Source organism: Amaricoccus sp., from assembly GCF_047602525.1.
GTDB lineage: Bacteria > Pseudomonadota > Alphaproteobacteria > Rhodobacterales > Rhodobacteraceae > Amaricoccus.
On the sequence record NZ_JASGHB010000001.1, the window covers coordinates 1322955 to 1347756 of the forward strand.

The window sequence follows — 24802 nt, forward strand, 5'->3', positions numbered from 1 at the left end:
GAGGCGGTGAGGGTGGGGTCAGGCGCGGTTTTTGAAGCGCCAGCTCTCGTTGCCGGTCTCGACGATGTCGCAGTGGTGGGTGAGGCGGTCGAGCAGCGCGGTGGTCATCTTCGGATCGCCGAAGACGGCGGGCCATTCGCCGAAGGCGAGGTTGGTGGTGACGACGACCGAGGTCTGCTCGTAGAGCCGGCTGACGAGATGGAAGAGGAGCTGGCCGCCGGCCTGGGCGAAGGGGAGGTAGCCGAGCTCGTCGAGGACGACCAGGTCCATGCGGCAGAGGTGGTCGGCGAGGCGGCCCTGGCGGCCGGCGCGGGCCTCGGCCTCGAGCTTGTTGACGAGGTCGACGACGTTGAAGAAGCGGCCCCTGGCGCCGCCGCGGATGCAGGCGCGGGCGATGCCGACGGCGAGGTGGGTCTTGCCGGTGCCGGTGCCGCCGACCAGGACCAGATTGCGCTGCTGCGCGAGGAAGCCGCCGCCGGCGAGGTCGCGCACCAGGGTCTCGTTGATCGGCGTGGCGTCGAAGACGAACTCGTCGATCTCCTTGGCCATCGGCAGCCGGGCGATGGCGATCTGGTACTTGATCGAGCGGGCCTGCTTCTCGGAGAGCTCGGCGGTCAGCAGGTCGCTGACCACCCGCTGCGGCTCGTGCTGGCGCTTCACCGCCGAAGCGACGATCTCGTCGTAGGCCGCCCGCATGCCGAAGAGCTTGAGCTCGCCCATCGTGGTCATGATCGCGCTGCGCTCCATCATCCGCTCGCCCTCCTGAGGCTGTCGTAGCGGGCGCAGTCGGCCGCGGGCTCGTGCCGCAGCCGCAGCGCCTCGGGGGTCATGATCGTCGCCGGCGGGCCGGGGTCCCGGCGCCGGGACAGGATGTTGAGGATGACGTCCGCCGAGTGGACGCCCTCCCTCAGCGCCTCGGCGCAGGCGGCCTCGACCGCCGGCAGGCCGTCGGTCAGCACGGCGCCGAGCACCTCGACCATCTGCCGGTCGCCGTCGGGCGCGGACTTCAGCTTGCGGCGCACCCGCTCGAGCGCGCCGGGCAGCACCCAGTCCTGAAAGGGCGCGCCGTTCCTGAGCGCGCCGGGTTTGCGCGCCAGAACGGGGACATAGTGCCAGGGGTCGTAGACGGTCTGGCCGCGGCCGAAGACGCGAGAGTGTTGCCCGACGATCCGCCCGTCCTGCCGCAGCTCGATGCGATCGGCATAGGCGCGAACCTCGACCGGCCGGCCGACCGCGCTCGCCATCACCGAGTATTTGTTGTTGTCGAAGCGAACGAGGCAGGTCTTCGACGGCGAGACCGGCGTCGCATGGAAGCCGTCGAACGGGCCGGCATAAGGCACGAGGCTCGGCCGCTCGGTCTCGAACATCTGCCAGATCGTCCTGTCTCGGACCTCCGGATGCGGCTGCGCCTTCGCCCAGGCGACGCAGCGATCGACGAGCCAGGCGTTCAGCTCCTCATAGCTCCGGACCCGCACCCGCGGCGAGAAGAACCGCTGCCGCACCGTCCCGACCTGGTTCTCGACCTGGCCCTTCTCCCAGCCCGACGCCGGCGTGCAGGCGACCGGCTCGACCAGGTAGTGCCCGCACATCTGCTGGAAGCGCCGGTTGTAGTCCCGCGCCTTGCCGACCAGGATCGCGTCCACCGCGGTCTTCATGTTGTCGTAGATGCCCCGGGTGCAGGCCCCCCGGAAGAAGGCGAAGGCGCGGTCGTGGGCGTCGAACACCATCTCCTGGCTCTCGCGCGGATAGGCCCGCACGAACAGCATCCGGCTGTGGCAAAGCCGGACCTGCGCCACCTTCACCGTCACCGTGGCGCCGGCGATCAGCACCACCTCGTGGCTCCAGTCGAACTGGTAGGCCTCGCCGGGCGCGAAGCTCAGCGGCACGAACGCCGCCGCCGTCGCCGCGGCCCGCTCGCGCTGCCAGCCGGCCGCGTACCGCCGCACCGCGTCGTAGCCGCCCTCGTAGCCGAGACCGCGCAGCTCCTCGAACACCCGGATCAGCGTCAGCCGCGCCCGGCTCGCGCGGCCCGCATTCTCCGCCAGCAGCCGGTCGAGCTCCGCCCGCCAAGGCCCGATCTTCGGCTGCGGCTGCACGCTTCGCTCGTAGACGAACGCCGTCTCGCCGCCTCGAACCACCTTGCGGACGACCTTCCGCGAGACCTTCAGCTCACGGCAGATCTCCTTGATCGCCTTCTTCTGGACGAAATAGGCCCGCCGGATCTTGGCGATCGTCTCCACAACCAGCATCCCAATCTCGGCTCCCGATCATCCCTCGGGAGCACTGTGGACCCACTCGCAAAAGGGGTCCCTTTTGGAAGCCGATCACCCCGTAAGCGGGGTCCTTATTCCACGCCGATCCACAAGCACGAGGTAGCGTTCGGAAATGCCGTCGCCGTCGAGGTCAACGAGCATGTAACACTCGTGGCACTCGATAACGTCCTGATCGCGGGTCGCGGCGTCGGAGCCGGGATTGAATGAGACGTTGCGGCGCTGACCGGCGTTGGTCCCGGTTTCCGAGTAGGGCTGAAGCTCGTCAACGAGGGATCGGTCGATGCCCATTTGCACGAGGTCGGAGCGCGTGTATTCGATGCGCTCGGCGAAGAACGGGAGCTTCTGCAACTTGCCGCAGTAAGCTGCGGTGTAGCAGATATTTTCCACAGGCACCGCCTCAACGTAGAACTCGCGCTGAGTGGTCTTTACGATTAGCTCGTTGCCATCGAGGCGGCGTTCCTCGCTCGGCGAGCGCGGCTCTAGGAGCGCGGCAATCTGCTCTTTGGGCAGGATGCTGCTCCCCCTATCAGTAGGGAGTTGGTAGCGGGTAACGTCTTCGGCGTCTTCGATGAAGACTTTCATGCAAGCGTTTTTGAGAAGCAGGCTGTCCTTCACTGCTTCCTGAATTTCGATGAAACCCCGGTTGTCTTCCATGATGAGAGAGTTGACGACTTGGCTTTCCGCCTGCGCCTGCACTTCATCCTGTTCGGAGTTGGGCTCGAAGATGACGACTGCATCTGTCGAAATCATCGGCACGAGCATGGCTAGGGTCGCGTTCACCATGTCCGAAACGTCAGTCGAAATTTCCTGCGAGCGCCCGACGATGCCGTCGCCGCGAGGCTCCTGCGCGAAGTAGTAGGCGAGGGCTTGCTCGCGGTTCGCCTGTAGCTCGTCGCTGTCCGCACCCTCGGCTCGGGCAAGCTCGTCAAAGGCGATCCGCGCCAGCTTCTCTTTGCGCTCGCGTTCGTTCATCGGATGCTCCTGCCCATGCGAGCGTAAAGGTGGCTATTGTCGCCCCAAGCACCGGCCACGCCTGCGGCCGGGCGTCCTACCGCGTAGTAGCGTGCGCTATCGGCCCAATGGGAACTCCAATCGTGAACCGGCGTCATCCGGTGAACCGACTTCACCTCGTCATATTCGGAGCGGTAAGCCAGTAGAGCTTCGCGGAGCGTCTTGGTGTTTTCGTAGTCAAACCATGCGTGCGCGAGCATGTCGCGCGTCTGGCTGATACCTTCGTGCAGGTCGATATTCGGGCAAAGGCTCGTCTCGCAACCAAGCGAGTTGAACACTTCCTGCCGGGTTTTGCCGGTGCCAAGCTCGGTGACTTTGGCGTCGTGCGGGAGCACCACATGGTCAACGGGGAATGATAGCTCGCGCCAGTCCCGGATCATGTCGGCAATCTTGGTCTGCTCGTAGCCGCGCGCGAGCAAACAGCGGTGCTCGGTCCCGGCTTGCTGCCAGAAGCTCGCAACCATGGTATCCGACCATCCGAGGTCGATAGCTGCGATGACGGGGAGCGCGCTGTCGTAGCGAACGGTTGTGATCCGGCCTGCGGCGTCGGCGGCTGCAAGCTCGCGCATGTAGTAGGCGCCACGGATCGCGGCGTTCCAACTGCATTCTAGCTCCTGCGCGAACACTTCCTCGCGCATGGTGCGGCGCATACGCTCGATTTCTTTCGGCTTGATCGCCTGCGTTGCGGTGTAGGGCAGAAGGCTGGCGGTCCATTCGGGATCGCCTTCGTTCGCGGCGTACTGGTAGAGGTCATAAAGCAGGTTCATCCGGCCCATGGGCGTGCCCATGAAGGTTGCCCGGCCCTCGCGGTCGGAGAGCATCGGGTTGAACACTTGCTCCCATGCGGCGGAGGGGATGAGCGCCGCCTCGTCTAGCGCAATGTCGTCGGCGTAGAGGCCCCGGAGGCTGTCGTATTGCTCGGCGCCGAGCAACTGATACCGCCCTCCGTTCCAGAAATCGACGCGAAGCTCTGCCTCGTTGAACTCGATATAGGGCATATGCTTGGTGAATGACTTGATGTAGTCCCAGCTAATGCTCTTGGCTTGCTTGAATGTCGGCGCGCAATAGAATGCTCGGTAGTCGGGCCGGTTGGTCTGCACTAGAGCAATGAGTTGATCTAGGATCGTGTAAAAGGTCTTTCCGGCGCGGCGATGCCACACGCGCACGTTGAAGCGATTGCGGTTGTTGTATTCGCGGAATTGGTGAGCACGGAAAGTAACGTCGAGCACTAGCTCAACCATCACCGCCTCCGCTGTCTTCATTCCCTACCGGTAGGGGGTTCCCTCCGATCTTGACGGTGACGACAACCTCGTTGCTGATCTTGGCTTCGATGCTTTTCAGCTTCGGCCGAATGTAAGGCATGGTTTCAAGCGCGATGCGCTCGGCATTCGGCATATCCTTTTCGGCGATATACTTCGCCATCCGAGTTGCGAGGAAGTCGAGCGGATCGACGCCGGACAGAATTTCAAATTCAGTGCGGCGTCGGCGCGGCTTGTAGTCGGCCGCTGTCGCGCCGGGATTGCCTTCCCCTCCCTTGTGTCCCGGTGGAAACGGCATGTGACTTTTGCTACTTTCAGTTGCCAAAACAGAAACAAACGCCAAATGCCCAGCCGCATTTGTCGTTTCGCATGTATAGTAGCAGGTTGTCGAAGTATTGTCAAGGCTTATTTGCTGGATATTGGAGCCAGTTCAAATGACAGCTAAATATATCCCTACTAGTAGGGGAGCATATTACTGTAAAGTTATTTGGTCTCCGATTAACCTTGTGAAAGATTTTCCTTGACAAATCAATGGGTTAGTGGTAGTGTGTTGTATGTATTTCGGAGAGCTATCTTGAAGGTTGAACGAGCGGGCGAGGCGAGCGACACATGGCCGGCGCTCTGGCAGGACGGGCGATGGCGGCTGATCCGCTGCGCCGGAGACGTCCAATTCATTGCTCAGAAGCGTGCGGGGAGCCGGTGGCGGTCGTTCAGCTACCTCACAACCCTAGCAGGTGCCGAGCGCCTGTCGCATAGGCCCCATCAAGCGCCTGCGGCTATGGCGGCGGCGGCGGTCGCTCTGGTCGAGGCGCGGCAGTGAGAGGGGCGAAGCGAGGTCCGGCGGGCGCGTGGGCCAAGGGTCGAGCTGGCGGCGGCGGGCCGGGGTCGGGCTGGCGGGGTCGGGCTGGCGGGGTCGGGCTGGCGGGGTCGGGCTGGCGGGGTCTGGCTCGGGCCGGGGTCTGGCTCGGACCGGGGTCGGGCAGGTGTCCCGTCACCGCCTCCCCCTCCCCCAGCCTCCCGAGGTCGAGCGCCGGGGCGCCGAGCGCGCGGCAATCCAGTTTAGAATGGTTCCAAAAATCCACGGGCCGAGAGCGCGGGCTGTGGTCGGGGCTGTGGGCTGTGTTAGCGAGCTTGCGTTCGAGCCCTCCCCCCGTAGGGGGGGCTCGACGCTAACACAGAACACAGCCCGACACAGCCCGCCGACCCGTGCTCGCTCGGACCGGTTTTGGGGGGGGCGGTGACGGGCTGTGTTTGCTGTGTTTTCCGGTGTTAACACAGCTTTCACACAGCCCGAACACAGCGCCCGGCGCCGTGTGTTTCTGTGTAAACACTGTGTTAACACAGAACACAGCCAGCCCTGTGTTTCTGTGTTAACACATGTGTTAACGGGTTAAACATTTGAAACCGTTGAACTTTTTATTCTTGCTGCAAATTCCTAGCCAGATTGGCGCTCTCATCACCGATTATGTGAATTTCTTCGCCATCAACGGCAATAACCTGCTTCCGTTCAAGCGATTTGAGCGAGTTATGCACGTTGTTGCGCGCCGTGCTGGCGATGGTGCTCGGATCGGCGCCGGCTTCTCGAAGGAACGCCTTCTCTTTCGCCAGTAGCTCGGCGCGAGTGCAGATGCGGCCTTCGTTGCGAGCGATCTCCCTAACGTAGTCCCAAACCCGTTGTTGAACGGGCGTGAGGCTCGGCATTTCCCTACTAGTAGGGGCTGCGGCTTCTGAGGCGGTACCGGGTTCCCCTCCGTATATGCCTTCCCATAGCCCGAGCTTGAACGTCCTATCGTGCCGGGCAACAAGCTCTAGAAGCTCTTGGATTGTGTAGGGCACGAGTGAAGGCGTTGGGCTGTCGAAGTCGATTGGCCCGGCGTCCTGCACCTTTTGTTTTAGGTAGTCCTCCGGGGATAGCTGTTCGTCTTCGGCAATCATGGCCTCGTCGGTGTGACCGAAATGTTCCCTCCACGTCTCAATCCAACGCAATTCGTAGGCGTCGAGCACGGAAGCTGCCGCAGGATGGCCCGAGAAGGCGATGCCGAGCGCGATGCGCGGGTCGTGCTCCGGGACTGGTAGGAGCGTGGCAAGCGAAGTGAATAGCTCTGCAAGGTTCGGGTCGGGCTTGTTGAGCCAGTGGCGAGAGTTTTCCGCTTGGATCGCAGCAAGCTGCTTGTCTCTGGATTTCTGCGCGAACGTCCTCGCCACCTTGCTTTGTAGACGCTGCGCGACAGTAGGCTCGGGGGATTTGAGCACAGTTGTCTTGGGCGGCTCGGAGCCGCCTGCGCGCTTGATCTTCACCATGTCAGTTGACTTTCGGCTTGGCTTTGACAGCGTGGTAACGAGCTAGAGCATCATCGAAGAAACGCTCTAGGAAGGCGGCGCTGGCTTCTAGGGCGGTAAGCGTCTCTAGCTGGTAAGGGACGTCAGCCGCTCTGGCGTACTGCGCCGCGTAGCAGATGGATTGCACGGTTACGTGCATACAATTCGGGCACAGATGCCGGGTTGGGAGGTCGGGATTGTGAGTGTGGTCGGGCTCGAACTCGGCCGGGCAACCGCACCCAACGCAATGTGACACCGCCTTCCCCCTATGAGTAGGGCTCATTCGCGTGCCATTCGCCAAACGATGCAGCCCGCTTTGCCGTCCTCGACTACACCGCCGCGCATGGTGAAGGCGGTGCCTTCGGCATTGCGGAGGTAGTTGCATACGCTGGCGACTGCGGCGTAGGGCTTCAGGTCTTCGGGAATGAAAACGCTCTCTCCCGGCTTGAGCGCGCGGAGCGCGTCGGTCACGCCCGACTGATCCCGGCGACCTTTCCCGGTGCGCGCCGGAATAGGGCGGTCCTTCCTGATAGTAAGCTGCACGGTTAGTCTCCCTGTTATAAGTGCTTGAATCAACACTATAACAGTAATTAACTGACTTGTCTATTAAATAATCTCGCATTTTCAGAACGGCTTCTAGTATCTTTACAGTAATAGTTAATCACGTAAGTTTGATGGTCGGTTTGATCTTTATAGAAAGAAAGTGCAGTAACGGCCGTAATTGCCGTTTTGGCTGCAAGCACTCAATTTTTACTGGAAAAGGGCTCAGTCCATCATGGGAGCAACGCTCAGGCGCCACGGTGCGCCGGCCGCGACATCTGTCATGCTTTCAGCCATTTGCGTCGATGTCTTCCGTGCTCGGTTCCGCCTGACCGTCAGGGCGTCTCTTCTGACGGGGGAGTCGACGTCCCCCTTAGCACGGCGGGAACGGAAGGACATGCCCATCGTCCGGCACCCGGGCGCTGCGGGCGGCCGACACTGGTCCGCTGAATACGTCGCCGGCCGGTCGTGCCAGCCCTTGCCTGACGGAGTGGAGTTGCGCAGTAGGGCAGCGTGCGCCTGCGAAGGGGACTGCGATGATCTTTGGCTACACCGTGGACGGCGGACGGCTTCGGGCGGCCGAGGCGCCGGAGGCGAACCTTGCCGCACTGGCCTGGATCGACCTGGAAAATCCGACCCGCGAGGAGGAAAAGGCGATCGAGGCCGCGCTCGGGCTCGAGGTGCCGACGCCGGCCGAGATGCACGAAATCGAGGTGTCGAGCCGGATCTACCTCGAGGACGGCGCGATCTTCATGACCGCGAACCTGCCCTCCCGATTCGACACCGAGGAACCGAGGCTCGCGCCCGTCACCTTCATCCTGAAATCCGGCCGGCTGCTGACGCTGCGCTATCACCAGCCGCGGACATTCCGCACCTTCGTCAACCGCGCGGAGCGGGTCGATGTCGGCTGCACCGGCGGGTTGACGGTGATGCTCGGGCTGCTCGAGGTGGTCATCGACCGGGTGGCCGACATCATCGAGGCGATCGGCCGGGAGATCGAAACCTTGTCGCGCACCATCTTCCGGTCCCAGCCGCGCCGGCCGGGCGACGGGCCGGACTACACGGACGTCCTGCGCGGCCTCGGGCGCCAGGGCGACCTGCTCGCGGGCGCCATCGACAGCCTGGTGACGCTGGAGCGGATCATCGCGTTTCTCTCGGTCGGCACTGTGGCGAATGCCGACAAGGACGGGCGCGCACGGCTGAAGTCGGCGGCCCGCGACGCGCGGTTCCTGTCGGACCACGCGACCTCGCTGCTGCAGAAGCTGAACTTCCTGCTCGACGCCACGCTCGGGATGATCTCGATCGAGCAGAACAACATCATCAAGATCTTCTCGGTGGCCGCGGTGGTGTTCCTGCCACCGACACTGATCGCCTCGATCTACGGGATGAACTTCGAGGTGATGCCGGAACTGCACTGGGTCGGCGGCTACCCGTTCGCCATCGGGCTCATGATCGCCTCGGCCGTGGTGTCCTACTGGCTGTTCAAGTCCCGCGGCTGGCTGTGACGGCTCAGGAGTCCTGCGCGGCCGGCGCGGCCGCGCGGGCGAGAGCGCCGCGGCCTTCGATCACCAGCAGGACCATGGCATCGTCAAGCTTTTCCGCGAGTTGCTCGAGTCCATTGGCGGCGGCGTAGATGCGAAGCTCGGTCAGAATGTCGTACATCTGGCGGTGATCTTCGGGAAGGTACATGATCTAAGGTCCCGGGAACGGCGGCTTCCGTTCTAGCTCCGCGCCGCAGCCTCGAACAGAAGATTCTTGAGGAACGGTGAAGGACCGGCTGCGGATGGCTCACCAGTGTGGCGGCGGTGCGTTCGCGGCCGGGGCCTCCGGGCCGTCCTCGGCCGCCGCGAGCCGCCGCGCGAGGAGCGCGAGCGTCCGCTCCAGCCGGTCGAGCCGCTCCGCCTGGGTGCGCACGATGTCGCTCAGTTCCTCGGCCAGGCGTTCCTGATGGGCGAGGGCGATCTCCAGCTCGGTCAGGCGGTCGGTGTCAGGCACGGGACGGGCTCCGGGTTCGGGGAGCGGCATTCTAGCATCGACTCACCGGGATGCAGCCGGTAAACCCGGCGGCTTCAGGCGGACAGGGGGAGAGGCGTTGCCGGAGTTCAGCGACAGGGAGCTGCGCGACGCCCTCGGGTGCTTTGCGACCGGCGTGACCGTGGTGACGACCGAGGGGCCGGACGGACCGCTCGGCATCACCGCCAACAGCTTCGCCTCCGTCTCGCTCGACCCGCCGCTGGTGCTCTGGTCGCCCGCGCGCAAGTCGCGGCGCTTTCCGGCGTTCGAGGCGGCCTCGCACTTCGCCATCCACGTGCTGAGCGGCGGCCAGCGGCTGCTGGCAGAGCGGTTTTCCAGCACGGACCGGGGCTTTGACGGGCTCGACGTGATCCGCGGCATCGGCGGCGTGCCGCTGCTCGCGGGCTGTGCGGCGCGCTTCGAGTGCCGGCATGCGGCCGGCTATGACGGCGGCGACCACCTGATCGTCGTCGGCGAAGTGCTGCGGATCGAACAGGCGGACGTGCCGCCGCTGGTCTTCTGGCATGGCAGCTATCGCGAGCTGTGGCTCGGCTGACCCCGGCTTGCCCTCGCAGGGCCCCCGGGGTAGGAGGGCGCCCGAACGCGAGGGCGAGCCTTTCCCATGGCCAAGGACAAGATCAAGAAGCCCCGCCGGCCTCGCGCCGAGACGCCGCGCGGCTTCCGCGACTACTTCGGCGCCGAGGTGCGGGCGCGTGCGGCGATGCTCGGGCAGATCACCGAGGTCTATCACTCCTACGGCTTCGACCCGCTGGAGACGAGCGCCGTCGAGACGGTGGAGGCGCTGGGAAAATTCCTGCCCGACGTCGACCGGCCGAACGAAGGGGTGTTCGCCTGGCAGGACGACGACGAGAGCTGGCTGGCGCTGCGCTATGACCTGACGGCGCCGCTGGCCCGGGTCTACGCGCAGCACCGCCTGCGCCTGCCGACGCCGTACCGGCGCTATCAGGTAGGCCCGGTCTGGCGCAACGAGAAGCCCGGGCCGGGGCGCTTCCGGCAGTTCTACCAGTGCGATGCCGATACCGTCGGCTCCGGCACCGTGGCGGCGGACGCGGAGATCTGCGCCATGCTGGGCGATGCGCTGGAGGCGGCGGGCATCGCGCGCAGCGACTTCGTGGTGCGCATCAACAACCGCAAGGTGCTGAACGGGGTGATGGAGACGATCGGCCTGCTCGACCCGACCGATCCGGACAAGGACGCGGCCCGGCGCGGCATCGTCATGCGCGCGATCGACAAGATCGACCGGCTGGGCCCGGAGGGCGTGCGGCTGCTGATGGGGCCGGGGCGCAAGGACGAGAGCGGCGATTTCACCCCCGGGGCCGGGTGTGGCACGGGCGAGGCGGAATCTGGTGCTGGCCTTCATGGCGGCGCGGGGCGCGGACGGCGCGTCGACCTGCGCGAGGCTGCGTGAGCTGGTCGGGGCCTCGGCCGCCGGGCTCGCGGGGGTCGAAGAGCTCGAAGTCGATCGCGGAGCTGCTCGCGGCGCGCGGCGCGGCCGGCGTCATCGACCCGAGCGTGGTCCGGGGCCTCGGCTACTACACCGGGCCGGTCTACGAGGCGGAGCTGACGTTTCAGGTGATGGGCGACGACGGCAGGCCGCGGCAGTTCGGATCGGTGGCGGGCGGCGGGCGCTATGACGACCTGGTCAAGCGCTTCACCGGCGAGGCCGTGCCGGCGGCGGGCGTCTCGGTCGGCGTCGACCGCCTGCTCGCCGCGCTCGGCGAGAAGGGGCGCCTCGCGTCGGAGGAGGCGGGCCCGGTGGTGGTGACGGTGATGGATCGCGACGCCATGGCCGGCTATCAGGCGATGGCGGCGGAGCTGCGCGCGGCCGGCATCCGGGCCGAGGTCTTTCTCGGCGGCGGCGGCATGGGCCGGCAGCTGAAGTATGCCGACCAGCGGCAGAGCGCGGTGGCGATCATCGAGGGCGCCGACGAGCGCAGCCGCGGCGTGGTGCAGTTGAAGGATCTCGCCCTGGGCGCGCAGCTCGCGGGCGAGATCGCGAGCCACGACGACTGGAAGGCGCAGCCGGCGCAGGTCGAGGCACGGCGCGCCGATCTGGTCGCGGAAGTGCGGGCGTTGCTGGCGCGCTCCCTGAGCGAGCGGGGCTGATGGTCGCGGATCGCGCCTACCTCAAGGGTGCGCGCATCGGCGAGCCCCTGTCGCGGCTCGACGCCGAGGTGGCGCGCATCGTCGCGGCGCTCGGCACCACGGGGGCGATCCTGGTGGAGCCGGAGGCCCTGCAACCGGCGGACGTGCTGCTCGACCTCTATGGCGAGGACATCCGGGCGCGCGCGTTCACCGTGCGCGACGAGGGCGGCGAAATGATGCTGCGCCCGGACTTCACCGTGCCGATCGTGCGGCTGCACATGGACGCGGGCGCCGAGCCCGCGCGCTATGTCTACTGCGGGCCGGTCTGGCGGCGGCAGGACGCGGGCAGCAGCCGCCCGCGGGAATACCTGCAGGCGGGGTTCGAGATCTTCGAGGCGGGCGACGCGGCGGCACAGGACGCCGAGGCGCTGGCGGTGATCCGGGGCGCGCTCGGCGAGGCGCCGGTGCGGCTGGTGACGGGCGACCTCGGGCTGGTTCTGGCGGCCATCGACGCGCTGCCGACCAGCGCGGCGCGCAAGGCGGCGCTCCGGCGGCATGTCTGGCGGCCGCGGCGGTTTCATGCGCTGCTGCAACGCTATGGCGAGGGCCATGCGGCGGCGACGGCGGCGCGGGCCGGGCTGCTCGCGGCGGAGGCGTCGGGCGGCACGCGGGCGCTCATCGCGGCCGGCGGCGTGGCGGTGGGGGTGCGCGACGCCGACGAGGTGGCGGCCCGGGTGGCGCGACTGGCGGCGGAGGCCGGCACCGCGCCGCTGTCGCCCGGCGACGTGGACCGGCTCGAGGCCGTGCTGGCGGTCGAGGGCGGCGCGGCATCGGTGCTCGGCGACCTGCGCCGGCTGGCGCGTGGGCTGCCGCTGTTCGACGCGGCGGTCGATCGCTACGCCCGCCGGCTGGACGCGCTGGCGGCGCGCGGCATCGCGCCCGAGACGCTGCGCTTCGAGGGCGGCTTCGGGCGCACCACGCTCGAGTACTACGACGGCTTCGTGTTCGGCGCCCTGCCCATCGGCCGCGATGACCTGCCACTGATCGCGACGGGCGGTCGCTACGACGCGCTGACCAGGGTGCTGGGGCAGGGGCGGAGCATTCCGGCGGTCGGCGGCATCGTCCGGCCCGAGGCGCTGCTTGCGCTGACGGAGGGCCGATGCTGAAGCTCGCGGTGCCGTCCAAGGGCCGGCTGCAGGAAGAGACGATCCGCTGGTTCGCCGCGCGCGGGATAAGCCTCGCGCGGGTCGGCGGGGAGCGCGAGTATCGCGGCGCGGTCGAGGGCGTCGAGGGCGTCGAGCTGGCCCTGATCTCGGCGGGCGAGATCCCGGGCGAGCTGCTGGCCGGGCGGCTGCACCTCGGCGTGACCGGGCAGGATCTGATCCGCGAGCAATTGCCGCGCTGGCAGGACCGGGTCGACGAGCTGGCGCCGATGGGATTCGGGCGCGCCGATCTGGTGGTGGCGGTGCCGGCGTTCTGGATCGACGTGCGCGACATGGGCGACCTCGACGCGGCGGCGGGCGCCTTCCGTGCCCGGCACGGCCACCGGCTGCGCGTCGCGACGAAGTATCACCATCTGGTGCGCAGCTTCTTCGAGGGCCACGGAATCGCCGACTATCAGCTGGTCGACAGCCAGGGGGCGACCGAGGGGTCGGTGAAGAACCTGACCGCCGAGGCGATCGCCGACATCACCAGCACGGGCTCGACGCTGCGCGACAATCACCTGCGGATCCTCGACGACGGGCTGATCCTCGCGAGCGAGGCGACGCTGTTCCTGTCGCGCGGGGCCGCGTGGGGCGAGGAAGAGCGCTCGGCACTCAGCGCGCTCTGCGCCCGCCTCGGGGTGCCGCTTCCGCTGGCCGCGACCGCCTGAGCGGCGCGGCCGTCGGTTTCCCTCACCCGTGCCAGCCCGGCCCACCGCCGTAACCGCCGCCGTACCCTCCGCCCGGGCCACCGCCGTATCCGCCGCCCGGGCCGCCGCCATAGCCCCCCCCGGGACCGCCGGGGCCCATGCAGAGGCCCAGGCCCAACGGCCCGCAACCGCAGCCCGAGAGGCTGCCCAGTGCTGCGACGCAGACGATCGCCAGCGCGCACCGCTTGACGAGAGACATGCCTTGACGCTCCTTTGCCCGCCGCTTCGAGGCGGCACGGGCTGAACGCACCGGCCGGGACATCTCCGTCGCGATCGGCGGCACCGCGGCGATCAGCTTGTCGCGAGCAGCCGCGCGGGCAGAAGGCGGCCGAGGGCGTCATCGACCGGGGCCCAGTCGTCGAGCTCCAGCCGGACCGGCAGGACCAGCACCTTCGGGCGGAAGCTCGCCGGCAGGCGCACGGCATCCTTCTCGGTGGTGACGAGCTGCGCGCCGCGCGCGGCGGCATCGGCCTCGAGCCGGGCGAGCAGGCGCGGCTCGAAGGGCTCATGGTCGGCGAAGCTGCGGGTGGCGACGATCTCGGCCCCCAGCCGGGCCAGCGTGGCGTAGAACTTTTCCGGCCGGCCGATCCCGGCGAAGGCGAGGGCGCGGAGGCCGGTCCAGTCCATGCCGGTGGCAAGCGGCGCGAGGCGGCCCTCGGCGACCGGCAGGCCGAGGCCGGGCCAGGCGGCGCGGAAGGCGGCGCGCTCGGCCGGCTCGCCGATCGCGAGCAGGAGCCGGGCGCGGGCGAGGCCAGCGGCAACCGGCTCGCGCAGCGGGCCCGCCGGGATCACCCGGCCGTTGCCGAAGCCGAACCCGGCGTCCACCACCACGATCGAGAGGTCCTTGGCGAGGTCGGGGTTCTGCAACCCGTCGTCCATCAGCACGAGGGCGGCCCCCGCAGCTTCCGCGGCGCGGCCGGCGGCGGCGCGGTCGCGGGCGATCCAGACCGGGGCGAAGGCGGCGAGGAGCAGCGGTTCGTCCCCGACCTCGGCGGCGGCGTGCCGTGCGGGATCGACGCGGATCGGCCCCGCGAGGCTGCCGCCGTGGCCCCGGGAGACGATGTGGACCGCGATCCCCCGGGCGGCGAGCCGCTGGGCAAGCGCGATCGCGACCGGCGTCTTGCCGGCGCCCCCGGCGGTGACGTTGCCGATGCAGACGACCGGCACCCGAAGACGCGCCTCAGGTGGCCGGTTGAGCCGGCGGCGGGTGACGGCGGCCCAGATCCAGGCAAGGGGCATGAGCAGACGTGCCGCGGCGCCCGGCCGCCCGGGCGGATCGGACCAGAAGCGCGGCGCGTGCATCAGGCGAGACGCGGGCGGTCGAGCAGTGTCCCCACGGCGTCGAGCACCGCGTCGGTCACTTCGGCGCCCTCGCTGCAGGCGGCCCAGGCGGCGGCGGCCATCTCGGCCGCCCGGTCGGGCGGCAGGGTGGCGACGACGGCATCGGCCAGCTCCACCTCGGTGCGCACGAGCACGGCCGCGTCGGCCAGCTCCAGCCGGCGATAACCGTCGATGAAGTTGCGCACGTGCGGACCGAACAGGATGGCGCTGCCGAGGAGCGCCGGCTCGAAGGGGTTGTGCCCGCCGACGTCGGCGAGCGAGCCGCCGATGAAGCTGACCGGGGCGATGCGATACCAGAGGCCCATCTCGCCCAGGGTGTCAGCGAGATAGACGTCGGTATCGGCGGTCACGGGCTCGCCCTTGGACCGCTGCGCCACCGTCAGGCCGCGGGCGCGTACCAGCGCCGCCACCTCGTCGCCGCGTGTCGGATGCCGCGGCACCAGCAGGAGCGAGAGCAGCGGCATCGCCGGGCGGGCGCGCAGGTGGGCGCCGAGGACGATCTCCTCCTCGCCGGGGTGGGTCGAGGCCGCGAGCCAGAGATGCCGGCCGGCGAAGGCCCGCGACATCTTCGCCCGTTCCGCCTCGTCATAGGGCAGGGGTGCCGCGCCCTCCTTCAGCGATCCCGCCACCGTCAGCGTGGCGGGATCGGCGCCGAGCGCGGCGAGTTGCTCGCCGGCCAGCGTATCCTGGGCCAGGATACGCTCGTAGCGCGCGAGCAGCGACCGGGCCATGCCGCCCATGATCCGCCAGCGCCGGAAGCTGCGGTTGGAGATCCGCGCGTTGATGAGCAGCAGCGGGATGCCGCGGGCGTGCGCCTCGCAAAGGGTCGCCGGCCACATCTCGCTCTCGGTGAACACCGCGGCGTCGGGTTGCCAGTGATCGAGGAAGCGGCGCACCCACGGCAGCACGTCGATCGGCGAGAACTGATGCAGGCAGTTCTCCGGCAGGCGGTCGGCGAGGAACTGCGCCGAGGTGACGGTGCCGGTGGTGACGAGGCAGGTGAGCCCGGGCCGCGCCTGGCCGAGCCGGCGCAGCATTTCGAGAAGCGATGCCGCCTCGCCGACGCTGGCGGCATGGAACCAGATCAGCGGGCCGTCAGGCCGCGGCTGCGAAGCCTCGCCCATGCGCTCGGGCAGGCGGGCGGCATCCTCCTTTCCGTCGGCACAGCGCCGGTCGAGCCAGCGGCGCGCGATGCCGCCGGCACGGCTGGACGCGGCGAGGTAGAGCCGGAGCAGGAGGGAGCGCGGCAGGGCGGGCGGCATGAGGGCTCGGACGGACTGGGGGCGCCGGAACGGCTGAAGCGAGCTACTCGGTGTCGCTGCCGGGGTTGGTTTCGTCGTGCAGGCGGTGGAGGTGAGCGATGAAGTAGCGGGTGTGGGCGTTGTCGACCGTCGCCTGAGCCTTGCCCTTCCACGCGGAATAGGCGCTCGCATAGTTCGGGAAGACGCCCACCACGTCGATCGCGCCGACGTCGCGGAATTCGGTGCTCTGCGGGTCGACGAGCTCGCCGCCGAAGACGAGGTGGAGAAGCTGGGACATGGGGGTACTCCGGCTTTGGAACGCGACGCAGCGGAACCTTAGCGGGCGCATCAGGGATTGCAAAGCCGCCTGTTGCGCCCGCACACGCCGTCGGGCGCGCGCGCGGATGTCTGCCGTTCCCGTTGCCGGGACGGCGCAGCGCGGGGGAGGGACCGACGACCCGGAGCGGCTGGTCCGCGCCGAGCCGTCAGTGAGCGTCTCAGGCCGCGCGGGAGAGACCGGCGGCGACGCGGCCGAGCACGAGCGCGATGAGATGCGCCGCCGTCCCGGCCGTGGCGGCCTCGGCATAGCAGCGCAGCTCCGGGGCGTTGCCCGAGGCGCGCAGGTGGACGACGTCGCCGGAGTCGAGCGTCATCCGCACGCCATCGCGCGTGTCGATCGCGGCGACCGCGCCGAGGCCGTCGAGCAGCCGGGACCGGGCGGCGGCGTCGGTTGCGAGTGCGGCAAGAAGCGGTCCCGAGGCCGTGTCGGGGAAGTCGGGCAGGCGGTCGCTCGCGGTGATCCGCTGCGGCAGGTCAGCCACCAGCGCCGACAGCGGCCGGCCGGTACGCGCCGCCGCGGCGAGAACCGAGACGATCGGCGCCAGTGCATCGCGCGTCGGCAGGGCCGCCAGCACGCGGCCGTCCGGGCCGCCGGCGTCGCCGCCGAGCAGGAAGCCGCCGTTCGCCTCGTAGCCGACGGGCAGCCGCGCGCCGGCGCCGGCAAGCTCGGCGATCGCCGCGACGACGTAGGGCGACCCGATGCGGGTGCGAACGGTGCGGTCGAACCAGCCGCTGCGCTCCAGCGCGGTGGAGGCGTTGAGCGGGCAGGCGACGGCATCGGCGCCGAGCGCGTGGCCGGCGAGCGCGCCGAGGGCGTCGCCGCGCAGCACCGCGCCGGTCTCGTCGGCAACGAGCGGGCGGTCGCCGTCGCCATCGGTCGAGACGAGCGCGTCGAGGCGATGCGCCGCGATCCAGTCGGCGATGCGCGCGGCATCGGCGGGCGCCAGCGCCTCGGTGTCGATCGGCACGAAGTCGTCGGTGCGGCCGAGCGCCACGACCTCGGCGCCGAGCGCCTCGAGCATGGCGCGGGTCAGGTCGCGGCCGGCGGCGCTGTGCTGCCAGAGGCCGACGCGCTTGCCCGCCAGCACGCCGGCGCCGAAGAAGTCGACGTTGCGGGCCACGTAGGCCGAGCCGATCTCCGCCGCCTGCTCGGTGCCGGCGCCGGTCGTGGGGTGCGGCCGGGAGAAGGCGGCGCGGATGCCGTCCTCGTCGGCCTTGGTGATCTCGTCGCCCGCCCGATAGAACTTCAGGCCGTTGCGGTCGAAGGGGATGTGGCTGCCCGTCACCATGATCGCGGGCAGCCCGCGGCGGGCGGCCTCGAGTGCCAGGGCCGGCGTGGGCACGACGCCGCAGTCGATGGCGGTGAACCCGGCGTCGCGGATGGCGCCGCGGCAGGCCGCGGCGATCCGGGGCGAACTCGGGCGCAGGTCGCGCCCGACCAGGACGGCGGCGGGCGCGCCGCCGGTGCCGAGATGGGTCAGGAACGCCGCGGTCCAGGCGGCCGAGACCGGATCGGTCATTTCCGCGACGAGGCCGCGCAGGCCGCTGGTTCCGAACTTCAACAACTCGCTACCCCCAGGGGAAGGCGCCGGCTCAGAGCCGGCCGAAATCGTCCTCGACGCGCACGATGTCGTCTTCCTCGAGGTAGGCGCCGGTCTGGACCTCGACGATCTCCACCGGGATCCGGCCCGGGTTCTGCAGGCGGTGCATGCAGCCGAGCGGCAGGTAGACCGACTCGTTCTCGCGGAGGACGATCGTCTCTCCTTCGCGCACCACCTCGGCGGTGCCGCGGACGCAGACCCAGTGTTCGGCGCGGTGGTGGTGCTTCTGCAACGACAGCTTCTTGCCCGGCAGCACGAAGATGCGCTTCACGCGAAAGCGCTCGCCGAGGTCCATCGTCTGATACCAGCCCCAAGGCCGGTGCACGCGCGCAGGGGTCGTCGCCTCGGGCAGCTTCTTCGCCTCCAGCTCGGAGACGAGGCCCTTCACCTCCTGCGCCCGCTCGATCGGCGCGACGAGGATGGCGTCGGCGGTGTCGACCACGGCGAGCCCGTCGACCCCGAGCACGCAGAGCAGCCGCCCATCGGAGCGCAGGTAGCTGTTCGTCACGTCCTTTGCATGTACCTTGCCCTCGGCGGCAACGCCGTTGGCATCGCGCGGGCTCTCCTGCCACACGGCCTTCCAGTCGCCGATGTCGGACCAGCCGAATTCGGCGGCGACGACGGCGGCGCGCTGGGTGCGCTCCATCACCGCGTGGTCGAAGCTGATCTTGGCGATGCCCTCGAAGCTCTTGCCGAGCGCCATGGCGCCGAGGTCGTCGGTCGACTCGTCGATCGCCCGCTGTACGGCGGCAAGCGTGCGCGCGGCGTGTTCCTCGATCTCGGCGAGGCCGGCGCTGGCGCTGAAGCAGAACATGCCGGCGTTCCAGAGACAGCCGTCGTCGATCAGCCGGGCGGCCCGCTCGGCGTCGGGCTTTTCGACGAAGCGGTCGACGGTGAAGCCGCCGGCGCCGAGCGGCGCACCCGGCGCGATGTAGCCATAGGCGGTGGATGGGGCGGTCGGCTGGATGCCGAGCACGACGATGTGGCCGTCCTGGGCCAGTCGGGCGGCGGCGGCGGCGGAGCGGGCGAAGGCGTCGGCGTCGGGGATCAGGTGGTCGGACGGCATCACCATGACGATGGCGTCCGGGTCACGCCGGGCGGCAAGGCAGGCCGCCAGCGTGACGGCGGCGAGGGTATCGCGCCCCTGCGGCTCGAGCGCGATGTCGATCGCCACGCCCGCCTCCTTCGCCTGGTCGGCGACGAGGAAGCGCGCGGGGGCGGCGCTGACGACGATGGGGCGGCCGAAGACGGCGGGATCGAGGCGCGAGAGCGTGCGCTGGAACGGCGAGGCGCCGCCGAGCATCGGCACGTGCTGCTTGGCGAAGTCCTTGCGCGAGACCGGCCACAGCCGGGAGCCCGATCCGCCGCAGAGAATGACCGGCACGATGGTCCGCACGGGCGCACCACGCTCGGCCGACCGGATCGGTTGAAGAGAAGTCATAGCCGCCACCACCTCATGCGAACGCCGGTCGGCCCGGCTCCATGTCCCGCGCAGGGACGAACGAAAGGAGCCTCATTTGCCTTAACAGGAAGTGACCGGCACCTGTTCCCCTCTCGCGAGTGGAGCATGGCGGGTGGCGTCAGGTAAACTTCGCAATCCGGTGGATCGTGGGGGTAGGGGGGCTCCCCTCCTTTCGGGCGAGGGAGATGCCCCTCGCCCGCGCCGCGCGCCTCAGTCGGGCAGGCGCAGCATGGTCTCCGAGGCGCCGCTGCGCACCCGAACGCCGTCGGACGTCACCGCGGCGACCTGCAGCCCCGCGACGTTGTCGCCGGAGCGCACGCGCTGGATATCGCCGTTCGGCAGCCGCACCAGGGCGTGCGGCGCGTCGGTGTCGCCGAACACGCCGATCAGCGAGATCTGCCCGCGGGACAGGCCGACCCGCGGAGAGGTGCGGGTGAACGACCGGACCGGCTGCGGCGCGACTGCGGCGACCGGGACGGTCCTGGCTGTCGCGACGGCGCGGGTGATCTTAGGGGTCGGCGTGATGGGCACGATCTTCGGCTGGGGCGCCAAGGCGGCGGTGACGACCGGCACGCGCACCGGCGTCGGCGCCGCGATCGCCGGCGCCGTGGCGCGCGCCGTCACCGGCGTGGTCACGACCGGCAGGTTCGCCGGCGCGGGCGGGGCCAGCGGGCGGGCCGCGATGGCGCCGGCGGTCGCCCCGCGCTGCAGCTTCGGGCCCGCGGCGGGCTCGGGCTTGCGCACGGGCAGCGCCGCGGCAGCGGGCGCCGGCTTCGGCGCCGGCCGCGCCGGCCCGGCGCCGAAGCCGTCCGGCCGGGCGAGGGGTGCGACGGCCGCGGCCGCGAGCGCGCCCACCACCGCATCGGCGGGGGTCAGCGAGGCAACGCGGACGCTCGCCGCCGGACGATGCTCCGGCCGGACGAAATCCTCGGTGTCCGCGGCAGCGACCCGCCTGACGATTTCAGCCACGGGCTCGGCAGCGGGTTGCACCGCGCGTTCGGCCACGCGCTGCGTCTCGACGACCGGCCGGGCGCGTGGGCGATCCGCATCGAGCGGGCTGGCAGCGTCGATCCCGGCCTTTGCCGCCGCCGATGCCGCGGCCGTCTCGCGGGCGATCCGCGGCCGGGGCAGGGGGGCGCCGCTCGACTGGAGCGCGGCGGCGCGGGCTGCCGGCAGGTCGCGCAGCTTCAGGACGGGCTTGCCGTCCTTGTCGGCGGAGACGTCGAGGTTGCGCGTGTTCATGCTGAACGCCGGTGCCGGCAGCTCGACGGGCGCGACGGCGGCCACCTCCGGGCGGGTCGGCGGCGGCGCGGCCCTTGCGATCGTCACCGGCTGCGCCGGCCGCTCGACCTTCTCGGCGCGGGCCTGTTTCGCGGGCACCGCCGGGAGCAGCGTGGCCTCCGCGACGGTGAGGGGACCGCGCGCGACCGAGCGGTGGACCAGCGGGCCCTGCGACATGATCGGCTCGGAGGCGCCGGCGCCGAGGATGGTGACCACCGCCGCGATCGACGCGGCGAGTCCGCCGAGCGCGGCCGCCGCGGGCGGCAGGCGCGAGGGCAGCGGCCGTCCGGCCGGGTTCCACCGCAGGTTGCCCAAGGCGGGGGGCGTCGCGAAGCCGTCGAACCGGCCCGCGCCGCGAATCACCTCGGCGCGCAAGCCTACGGCCGCGAGCATCCGGCGGACCTCGACCAACGTCTGGCGCCGGGTCGCGGCCAGCGGCGTGGTGCCATCGCTGCCACGGCGCCCGACCGAGAGGGCGACCTCGCCCGGAGCGATCTCGAGCGCCTCGGCGGCGAGATCGCGCGCCTCGCGGTGTCGCCGCCATGGCGTACGCGCGCTCAGCCGGCGCCGGTCGCGCCAGACCTCGCGATCCGGCAGGATCACGGTCAGCCGGCCGTTGACCGCATCGACCGCCGCCGCGAGGCGGCGCAGGTCGTCGGGGAACGCCGGATGATCGGGCGACGCCAGTCGCACCATGCCGGGAATGTCGCTTCGGAGGAGTGTGACCTCCGGATAGCCCAAGTGGAGCCGGAAATCCGGCCTGCGGAGAAACGTGCTGCTCATGCCTGCCCCGATCTTTGTCGAGTGTTTGTGATCGTGAGCGTAGCGGAGTTCGTTTCGCCAATCCAGTAAAACGGCATCGCCTCGCGCAAATTTTGGTTGCTGCCCGGCAGCTTGCAGCGCAGATCTGACCTGCCTCGGATTAACCTTTTCCCGGAGTGCCCGAAGATGCGTTCCCTGATGCTCTCGACCGCCGCCCTCGGCCTCGCGCTTGGCGCCAGCCTCGGCGCGGTGCCCGCCCTGGCGGATGCGACGCCGCGCGAGATCACCGTCACCGGGTCGGCGACGGTCGACGCCGCGCCCGACGTCGCGACGGTGACGGCCGGGGTCGAAACGCAGGCGGCAACCGCGGCAGACGCCCTGAAGCAGAATTCCGAGGCGATGACCGCGGTCTTCGCCGCGCTGAAGACGGCGGGGATCGCCGAGGCCGACACGCAGACCAGCCAGCTCACTCTTACTCCGGTGTTCCAGTCCGATCCCGGCAGCTCGCCGGCGGCGCCGCAGGTGGTGGCCTATCAGGCCTCGAACATGGTCACGGTGCAGGTGCGCGACGTGACGCATCTGGGGGGGACGATCGACACGCTCACCGCGGCCGGGGCCAATCGGCTCTACGGCGTGAGCTTCGATGTCGACGAGCCGGGCGCGGTGCTCGACACGGCGCGGCAGAAGGCGGTCGCGGACGCGCAGCGCAAGGCGGCGCTCTTCGCCGAGGCGGCGGGCGTGCGGCTCGGGCCGGTCATCGCCATCTCCGAGGGCGGCGGGGGCGGTGCGGTGCCGTTCCGCGCCAAGATGGACATGGCGATGGCCGCGCCGGTGGCGGCCGGCAGCGTGTCGCTCGGCGCCGATGTCACGGTGGTGTTCGGGCTCGCGGAGTAGCCGCGCCCGCCCCGTGGCCGTTGAAGCGGCGCGCCCCGTCTGAGATAGTCCCCGCCAGCGAGGGGCGGGGGGACGATGCGGCTGCTGCTGGTGGAGGACACGAGCGATGTCGCGGACGCGATCGTCCGGTCCTTCCAGCGCGTCGGCGATGCCGTCGACTGGGTTGGCACCGTCGGCGCGGCGCAGGATGCGGTCGCGGTGAACGACTACGAGGTGCTGATCCTCGACATCAACCTGCCGGACGGTCAGGGCACGGAGGTGCTGCGCCTGTTGCGGCGCCAGCGGAAGACGACGCCGGTGCTGATGCTGACGGCACGGATGGCGGTCGAGGACCGGGTGGAGGCGCTCGACTTCGGCGCCGACGACTATCTGGTGAAACCCTTCGACCTGCGCGAGCTGCATGCCCGGGTGCGGGCGCTCGGGCGCCGATCGGGGACGGACCGCTCGGGATTGATCGAGTTCGGCCCGCTGGTCCTTGACCCCGCAGGACGCGTGGCGAGCGCCGGAGGCGTTGCGCTGCAGCTCACGCGACGGGAGTTCAGCCTGCTCGAGGCGCTCATGGCGAACCGGACCAGGATCATGGCCAAGGAGCGGCTGTTCGACCGAATGTTCTCGATGGACGAGGAGGAGATCGGCATGAATGCGATCGAGACCTACGTCGCGCGGCTCCGGCGCAAGCTCGACGGCAGCGGCGTCGGGATCCGCACGCTGCGCGGCCTCGGCTACCAGCTGGTCCGGACCGCGCAGGGCGAAGAATCGGCCTGACCGGCTGACGTCGCCCCCGCCGGCGAGCCCCGGCATTCCGTCCACGCATCCGGTGCGCAAATGGCCCCGCGGGCGGCGCAGCGCTTCGTGCAGGCAGGGCCAAGCCTGCCGACGGGGCGAAGGCCGCGGCTTTTGCCGCTGCGCGACAGACTGCCGACAGGTTCCCGCGCCACCTTCCCGCCAACGATCAAATCAAGGGATGGAAACAGCGCATGGAACTGAACGGCCTGCTTCAGGGCGCCCGCCTGCCCGGGCACGTGGACTTTCCCACGTCCGAAGTCCTCGGTCCCGACGCCAGCGAGGACGCAATCCAGGACCTCATCGACCGTCACGGCCTGATCTTCATCAAGCCGGTGTTCCGCGGCGGGGTCGGCAAGAAGGGCAAGGCCGGGCTGGTCGGCAAGGCGATGGCGACCGACTTCGCCAGGGCCTATCGCCGCGAGAAGCGGGCCTCGAAGGAGGTCGGGGCCGAGCTGCGCGCCCTGCCGGGCGTGCATCACCCGATCTTCAAGGGCAAGCCGGTCAACTTCGACCCGCGCGAGCGGTTCGTGGCGGACTACATGGCCCGGGCCGGACGCGACAACGTCTTCCACGCCTTCTACCGCGAGCTGGTGCAGGCGCTGCACGAGCAGGGCGCCAGCCCCTATGTCTTCTGCGTCAACGTCGATGCCGTCATCGCGGCGCTGCTCCTTGCGCTGCTCTGGCCGGACTATCAGGCCGGGCGGCTCACCGACCGCGATCTGGAGACGGCGGCCTTCACGGTCTTCCTCTACGGCAGGATGATCGGCTCGGCGGCGGAGATCGACGGCCACCTCAACCGCGGTCGGAACATGGACACCCGGACGCCGGCCTCCGGCTGCGGCTTCGTCGTCTGAGGAGCGAGACAATGCTGGAATCCCTGACGAGCCTTCTCACCCTCACCATCCTCGAGGTGGTGCTCAGCATCGACAACCTCGTCGTCATCGCCGTGCTGGTCGGCAAGCTCCCGAAGGAGCAGCAGGCGACCGCACGCTATACCGGCATGACGCTGGCGCTGCTGCCGCGCCTCATCCTCCTGTTCTTCATCGGCTGGATCATCGGCCTGACCGAGCCCCTGTTCCAGGTGTTCGGGCACGGTGTCTCGGGCAAGGACCTGATCCTCGCCGCGGGTGGCCTGTTCCTGATCTACAAGGCGACGATGGAGATCCACGCCAGCCTCGAAGGCGAGGAGGGCGAGGCCAGCGTCAAGGTCATGTCGAGCTTCACCGCGGTTGTGGTGCAGATCGCGCTCATCAATCTGGTCTTCTCGATCGACTCGATCGTCACCGCGGTCGGCATGGCGAACGAGATCTGGGTGATGGCGGTGGCGGTGATCCTGTCGATGATCGTGCTCATGGTCGCCTCCGGGCCGGTGGCCTCGTTCGTCGAGGCACATCCGACGGTGAAGGTGCTGGCGCTCGGCTTCCTCATCATGATCGGCATGGCGCTCGTCGCCGACGCGTTCGGGGCGCATGTGCCGAAGGGCTACATCTACACGGCGATGATCTTCTCGATCTTCATCGAGGCGATCAACATGATCGGCCGCCGCCGCAGGCGCGACCCGGTGCACCTGCGCAACCCGTACGGCACCGAAACCGACGCGATCGGCGACGAGCGGCGGGCGCTCGAGGAGGCGGGGATGACCGGGCGCAGCTGAGCCCCCGG

22 protein-coding genes and 2 pseudogenes are annotated in these 24802 nt (G+C 69.4%); 9 read left to right on the forward strand and 15 right to left on the reverse strand.

The features are described from left to right. Positions 1-18: 18 nt before the first annotated feature. From istB to QM699_RS07035, 7 genes and pseudogenes are all read right to left on the reverse strand, one after another. The gene (gene istB / locus QM699_RS07005; protein WP_415009310.1) at positions 19-750 is read right to left on the reverse strand and encodes an IS21-like element helper ATPase IstB; all 732 of its coding nucleotides are present in this window, start codon (positions 748-750) and stop codon (positions 19-21) included. Between the two features lie 5 nt (positions 751-755). Then, positions 756-2249: pseudogene (gene istA, locus QM699_RS07010) on the reverse strand (IS21 family transposase); the annotation flags it as partial. Between the two features lie 75 nt (positions 2250-2324). Further along, entirely contained in the window at positions 2325-3245 is a 921-nt protein-coding gene (locus tag QM699_RS07015; RefSeq protein ID WP_415010452.1) for a hypothetical protein, read from the reverse strand. Then, positions 3242-4525: a terminase large subunit domain-containing protein gene (locus tag QM699_RS07020; protein ID WP_415010453.1), complete on the reverse strand. Its 1284-nt coding sequence runs from the start codon at positions 4523-4525 to the stop codon at positions 3242-3244. The genes QM699_RS07015 and QM699_RS07020 overlap by 4 nt, the downstream gene beginning before the upstream one ends. Further along, on the reverse strand, positions 4518-4841 hold the full coding sequence (locus QM699_RS07025) for a hypothetical protein (RefSeq protein WP_415010454.1): 324 nt from the start codon (positions 4839-4841) through the stop codon (positions 4518-4520). The genes QM699_RS07020 and QM699_RS07025 overlap by 8 nt, the downstream gene beginning before the upstream one ends. A 1118-nt stretch (positions 4842-5959) precedes the next feature. Next, positions 5960-6844 carry a hypothetical protein gene (locus QM699_RS07030; protein ID WP_415010455.1) on the reverse strand — a complete coding sequence of 295 codons (885 nt, stop codon included), beginning with the start codon at positions 6842-6844 and terminating at the stop codon, positions 5960-5962. 297 nt (positions 6845-7141) lie between these two features. Beyond that, positions 7142-7333 (reverse strand): hypothetical protein, encoded by a 192-nt coding sequence (locus QM699_RS07035; protein WP_415010456.1) that lies wholly within the window; start codon positions 7331-7333, stop codon positions 7142-7144. A gap of 605 nt (positions 7334-7938) precedes the next feature. On the opposite strand from QM699_RS07035, the gene QM699_RS07040 reads away from it, so the two are divergent. After that, positions 7939-8907 carry a magnesium transporter CorA family protein gene (locus QM699_RS07040; RefSeq protein ID WP_415010457.1) on the forward strand — a complete coding sequence of 323 codons (969 nt, stop codon included), beginning with the start codon at positions 7939-7941 and terminating at the stop codon, positions 8905-8907. 4 nt (positions 8908-8911) lie between these two features. Here QM699_RS07040 and QM699_RS07045 read toward each other — a convergent pair whose 3' ends face one another. After that, positions 8912-9064: a hypothetical protein gene (locus QM699_RS07045; protein ID WP_415010458.1), complete on the reverse strand. Its 153-nt coding sequence runs from the start codon at positions 9062-9064 to the stop codon at positions 8912-8914. Positions 9065-9190: 126 nt separating this feature from the next. Further along, positions 9191-9397, reverse strand: coding sequence for a SlyX family protein (locus QM699_RS07050; RefSeq protein ID WP_415010459.1), 207 nt, complete (start codon positions 9395-9397; stop codon positions 9191-9193). 97 nt (positions 9398-9494) lie between these two features. Here QM699_RS07050 and QM699_RS07055 point away from each other — a divergent pair, with 97 nt between their 5' ends. From QM699_RS07055 to hisG, 4 genes and pseudogenes are all read left to right on the forward strand, one after another. Then, entirely contained in the window at positions 9495-9971 is a 477-nt protein-coding gene (locus tag QM699_RS07055; protein ID WP_415010460.1) for a flavin reductase family protein, read from the forward strand. Positions 9972-10037: 66 nt separating this feature from the next. After that, a pseudogene (gene hisS / locus QM699_RS07060) lies at positions 10038-11542 on the forward strand (histidine--tRNA ligase). Beyond that, positions 11542-12687 (forward strand): ATP phosphoribosyltransferase regulatory subunit, encoded by a 1146-nt coding sequence (locus QM699_RS07065; protein ID WP_415010461.1) that lies wholly within the window; start codon positions 11542-11544, stop codon positions 12685-12687. The pseudogene hisS and the gene QM699_RS07065 overlap by 1 nt, the downstream one beginning before the upstream one ends. Beyond that, a complete protein-coding gene (gene hisG / locus QM699_RS07070) occupies positions 12681-13394 on the forward strand; it encodes an ATP phosphoribosyltransferase (RefSeq protein ID WP_415010462.1) in 714 nt (237 codons plus the stop codon). Before QM699_RS07065 ends, hisG begins: the two co-directional genes overlap by 7 nt. Before the next feature lie 330 nt (positions 13395-13724). On the opposite strand, the gene lpxK is transcribed toward hisG, so the two are convergent. The 6 genes from lpxK to QM699_RS07100 all read right to left on the reverse strand — a co-directional run bounded on the left by lpxK (position 13725) and on the right by QM699_RS07100 (position 21394). Continuing rightward, positions 13725-14735, reverse strand: a complete 1011-nt coding sequence (lpxK, locus tag QM699_RS07075; protein WP_415010463.1) for a tetraacyldisaccharide 4'-kinase — start codon at positions 14733-14735, stop codon at positions 13725-13727. Beyond that, positions 14735-16036, reverse strand: coding sequence for a 3-deoxy-D-manno-octulosonic acid transferase (locus QM699_RS07080; RefSeq protein ID WP_415010464.1), 1302 nt, complete (start codon positions 16034-16036; stop codon positions 14735-14737). Before QM699_RS07080 ends, lpxK begins: the two co-directional genes overlap by 1 nt. Before the next feature lie 43 nt (positions 16037-16079). Further along, positions 16080-16313, reverse strand: coding sequence for a DUF4170 domain-containing protein (locus tag QM699_RS07085; protein ID WP_415010465.1), 234 nt, complete (start codon positions 16311-16313; stop codon positions 16080-16082). A 199-nt stretch (positions 16314-16512) separates the two neighbouring features. Then, a complete protein-coding gene (locus tag QM699_RS07090) occupies positions 16513-17919 on the reverse strand; it encodes a phosphomannomutase (RefSeq protein ID WP_415010466.1) in 1407 nt (468 codons plus the stop codon). A 28-nt stretch (positions 17920-17947) separates the two neighbouring features. After that, positions 17948-19396, reverse strand: coding sequence for a mannose-1-phosphate guanylyltransferase/mannose-6-phosphate isomerase (locus QM699_RS07095; protein ID WP_415010467.1), 1449 nt, complete (start codon positions 19394-19396; stop codon positions 17948-17950). Positions 19397-19627: 231 nt separating this feature from the next. After that, positions 19628-21394, reverse strand: coding sequence for a hypothetical protein (locus tag QM699_RS07100; RefSeq protein WP_415010468.1), 1767 nt, complete (start codon positions 21392-21394; stop codon positions 19628-19630). 252 nt (positions 21395-21646) lie between these two features. Between QM699_RS07100 and QM699_RS07105 the strand changes: the two genes are divergently transcribed. The 4 genes from QM699_RS07105 to QM699_RS07120 all read left to right on the forward strand — a co-directional run bounded on the left by QM699_RS07105 (position 21647) and on the right by QM699_RS07120 (position 24794). Further along, on the forward strand, positions 21647-22354 hold the full coding sequence (locus tag QM699_RS07105) for an SIMPL domain-containing protein (protein ID WP_415010469.1): 708 nt from the start codon (positions 21647-21649) through the stop codon (positions 22352-22354). 75 nt (positions 22355-22429) lie between these two features. After that, positions 22430-23119, forward strand: coding sequence for a response regulator transcription factor (locus QM699_RS07110; RefSeq protein ID WP_415010470.1), 690 nt, complete (start codon positions 22430-22432; stop codon positions 23117-23119). Between the two features lie 212 nt (positions 23120-23331). Then, complete coding sequence (locus tag QM699_RS07115; protein ID WP_415010471.1) at positions 23332-23994, forward strand: hypothetical protein; 663 nt, start codon at positions 23332-23334, stop codon at positions 23992-23994. 11 nt (positions 23995-24005) lie between these two features. Beyond that, positions 24006-24794, forward strand: a complete 789-nt coding sequence (locus QM699_RS07120; protein WP_415010472.1) for a TerC family protein — start codon at positions 24006-24008, stop codon at positions 24792-24794. Positions 24795-24802 lie beyond the last annotated feature (8 nt).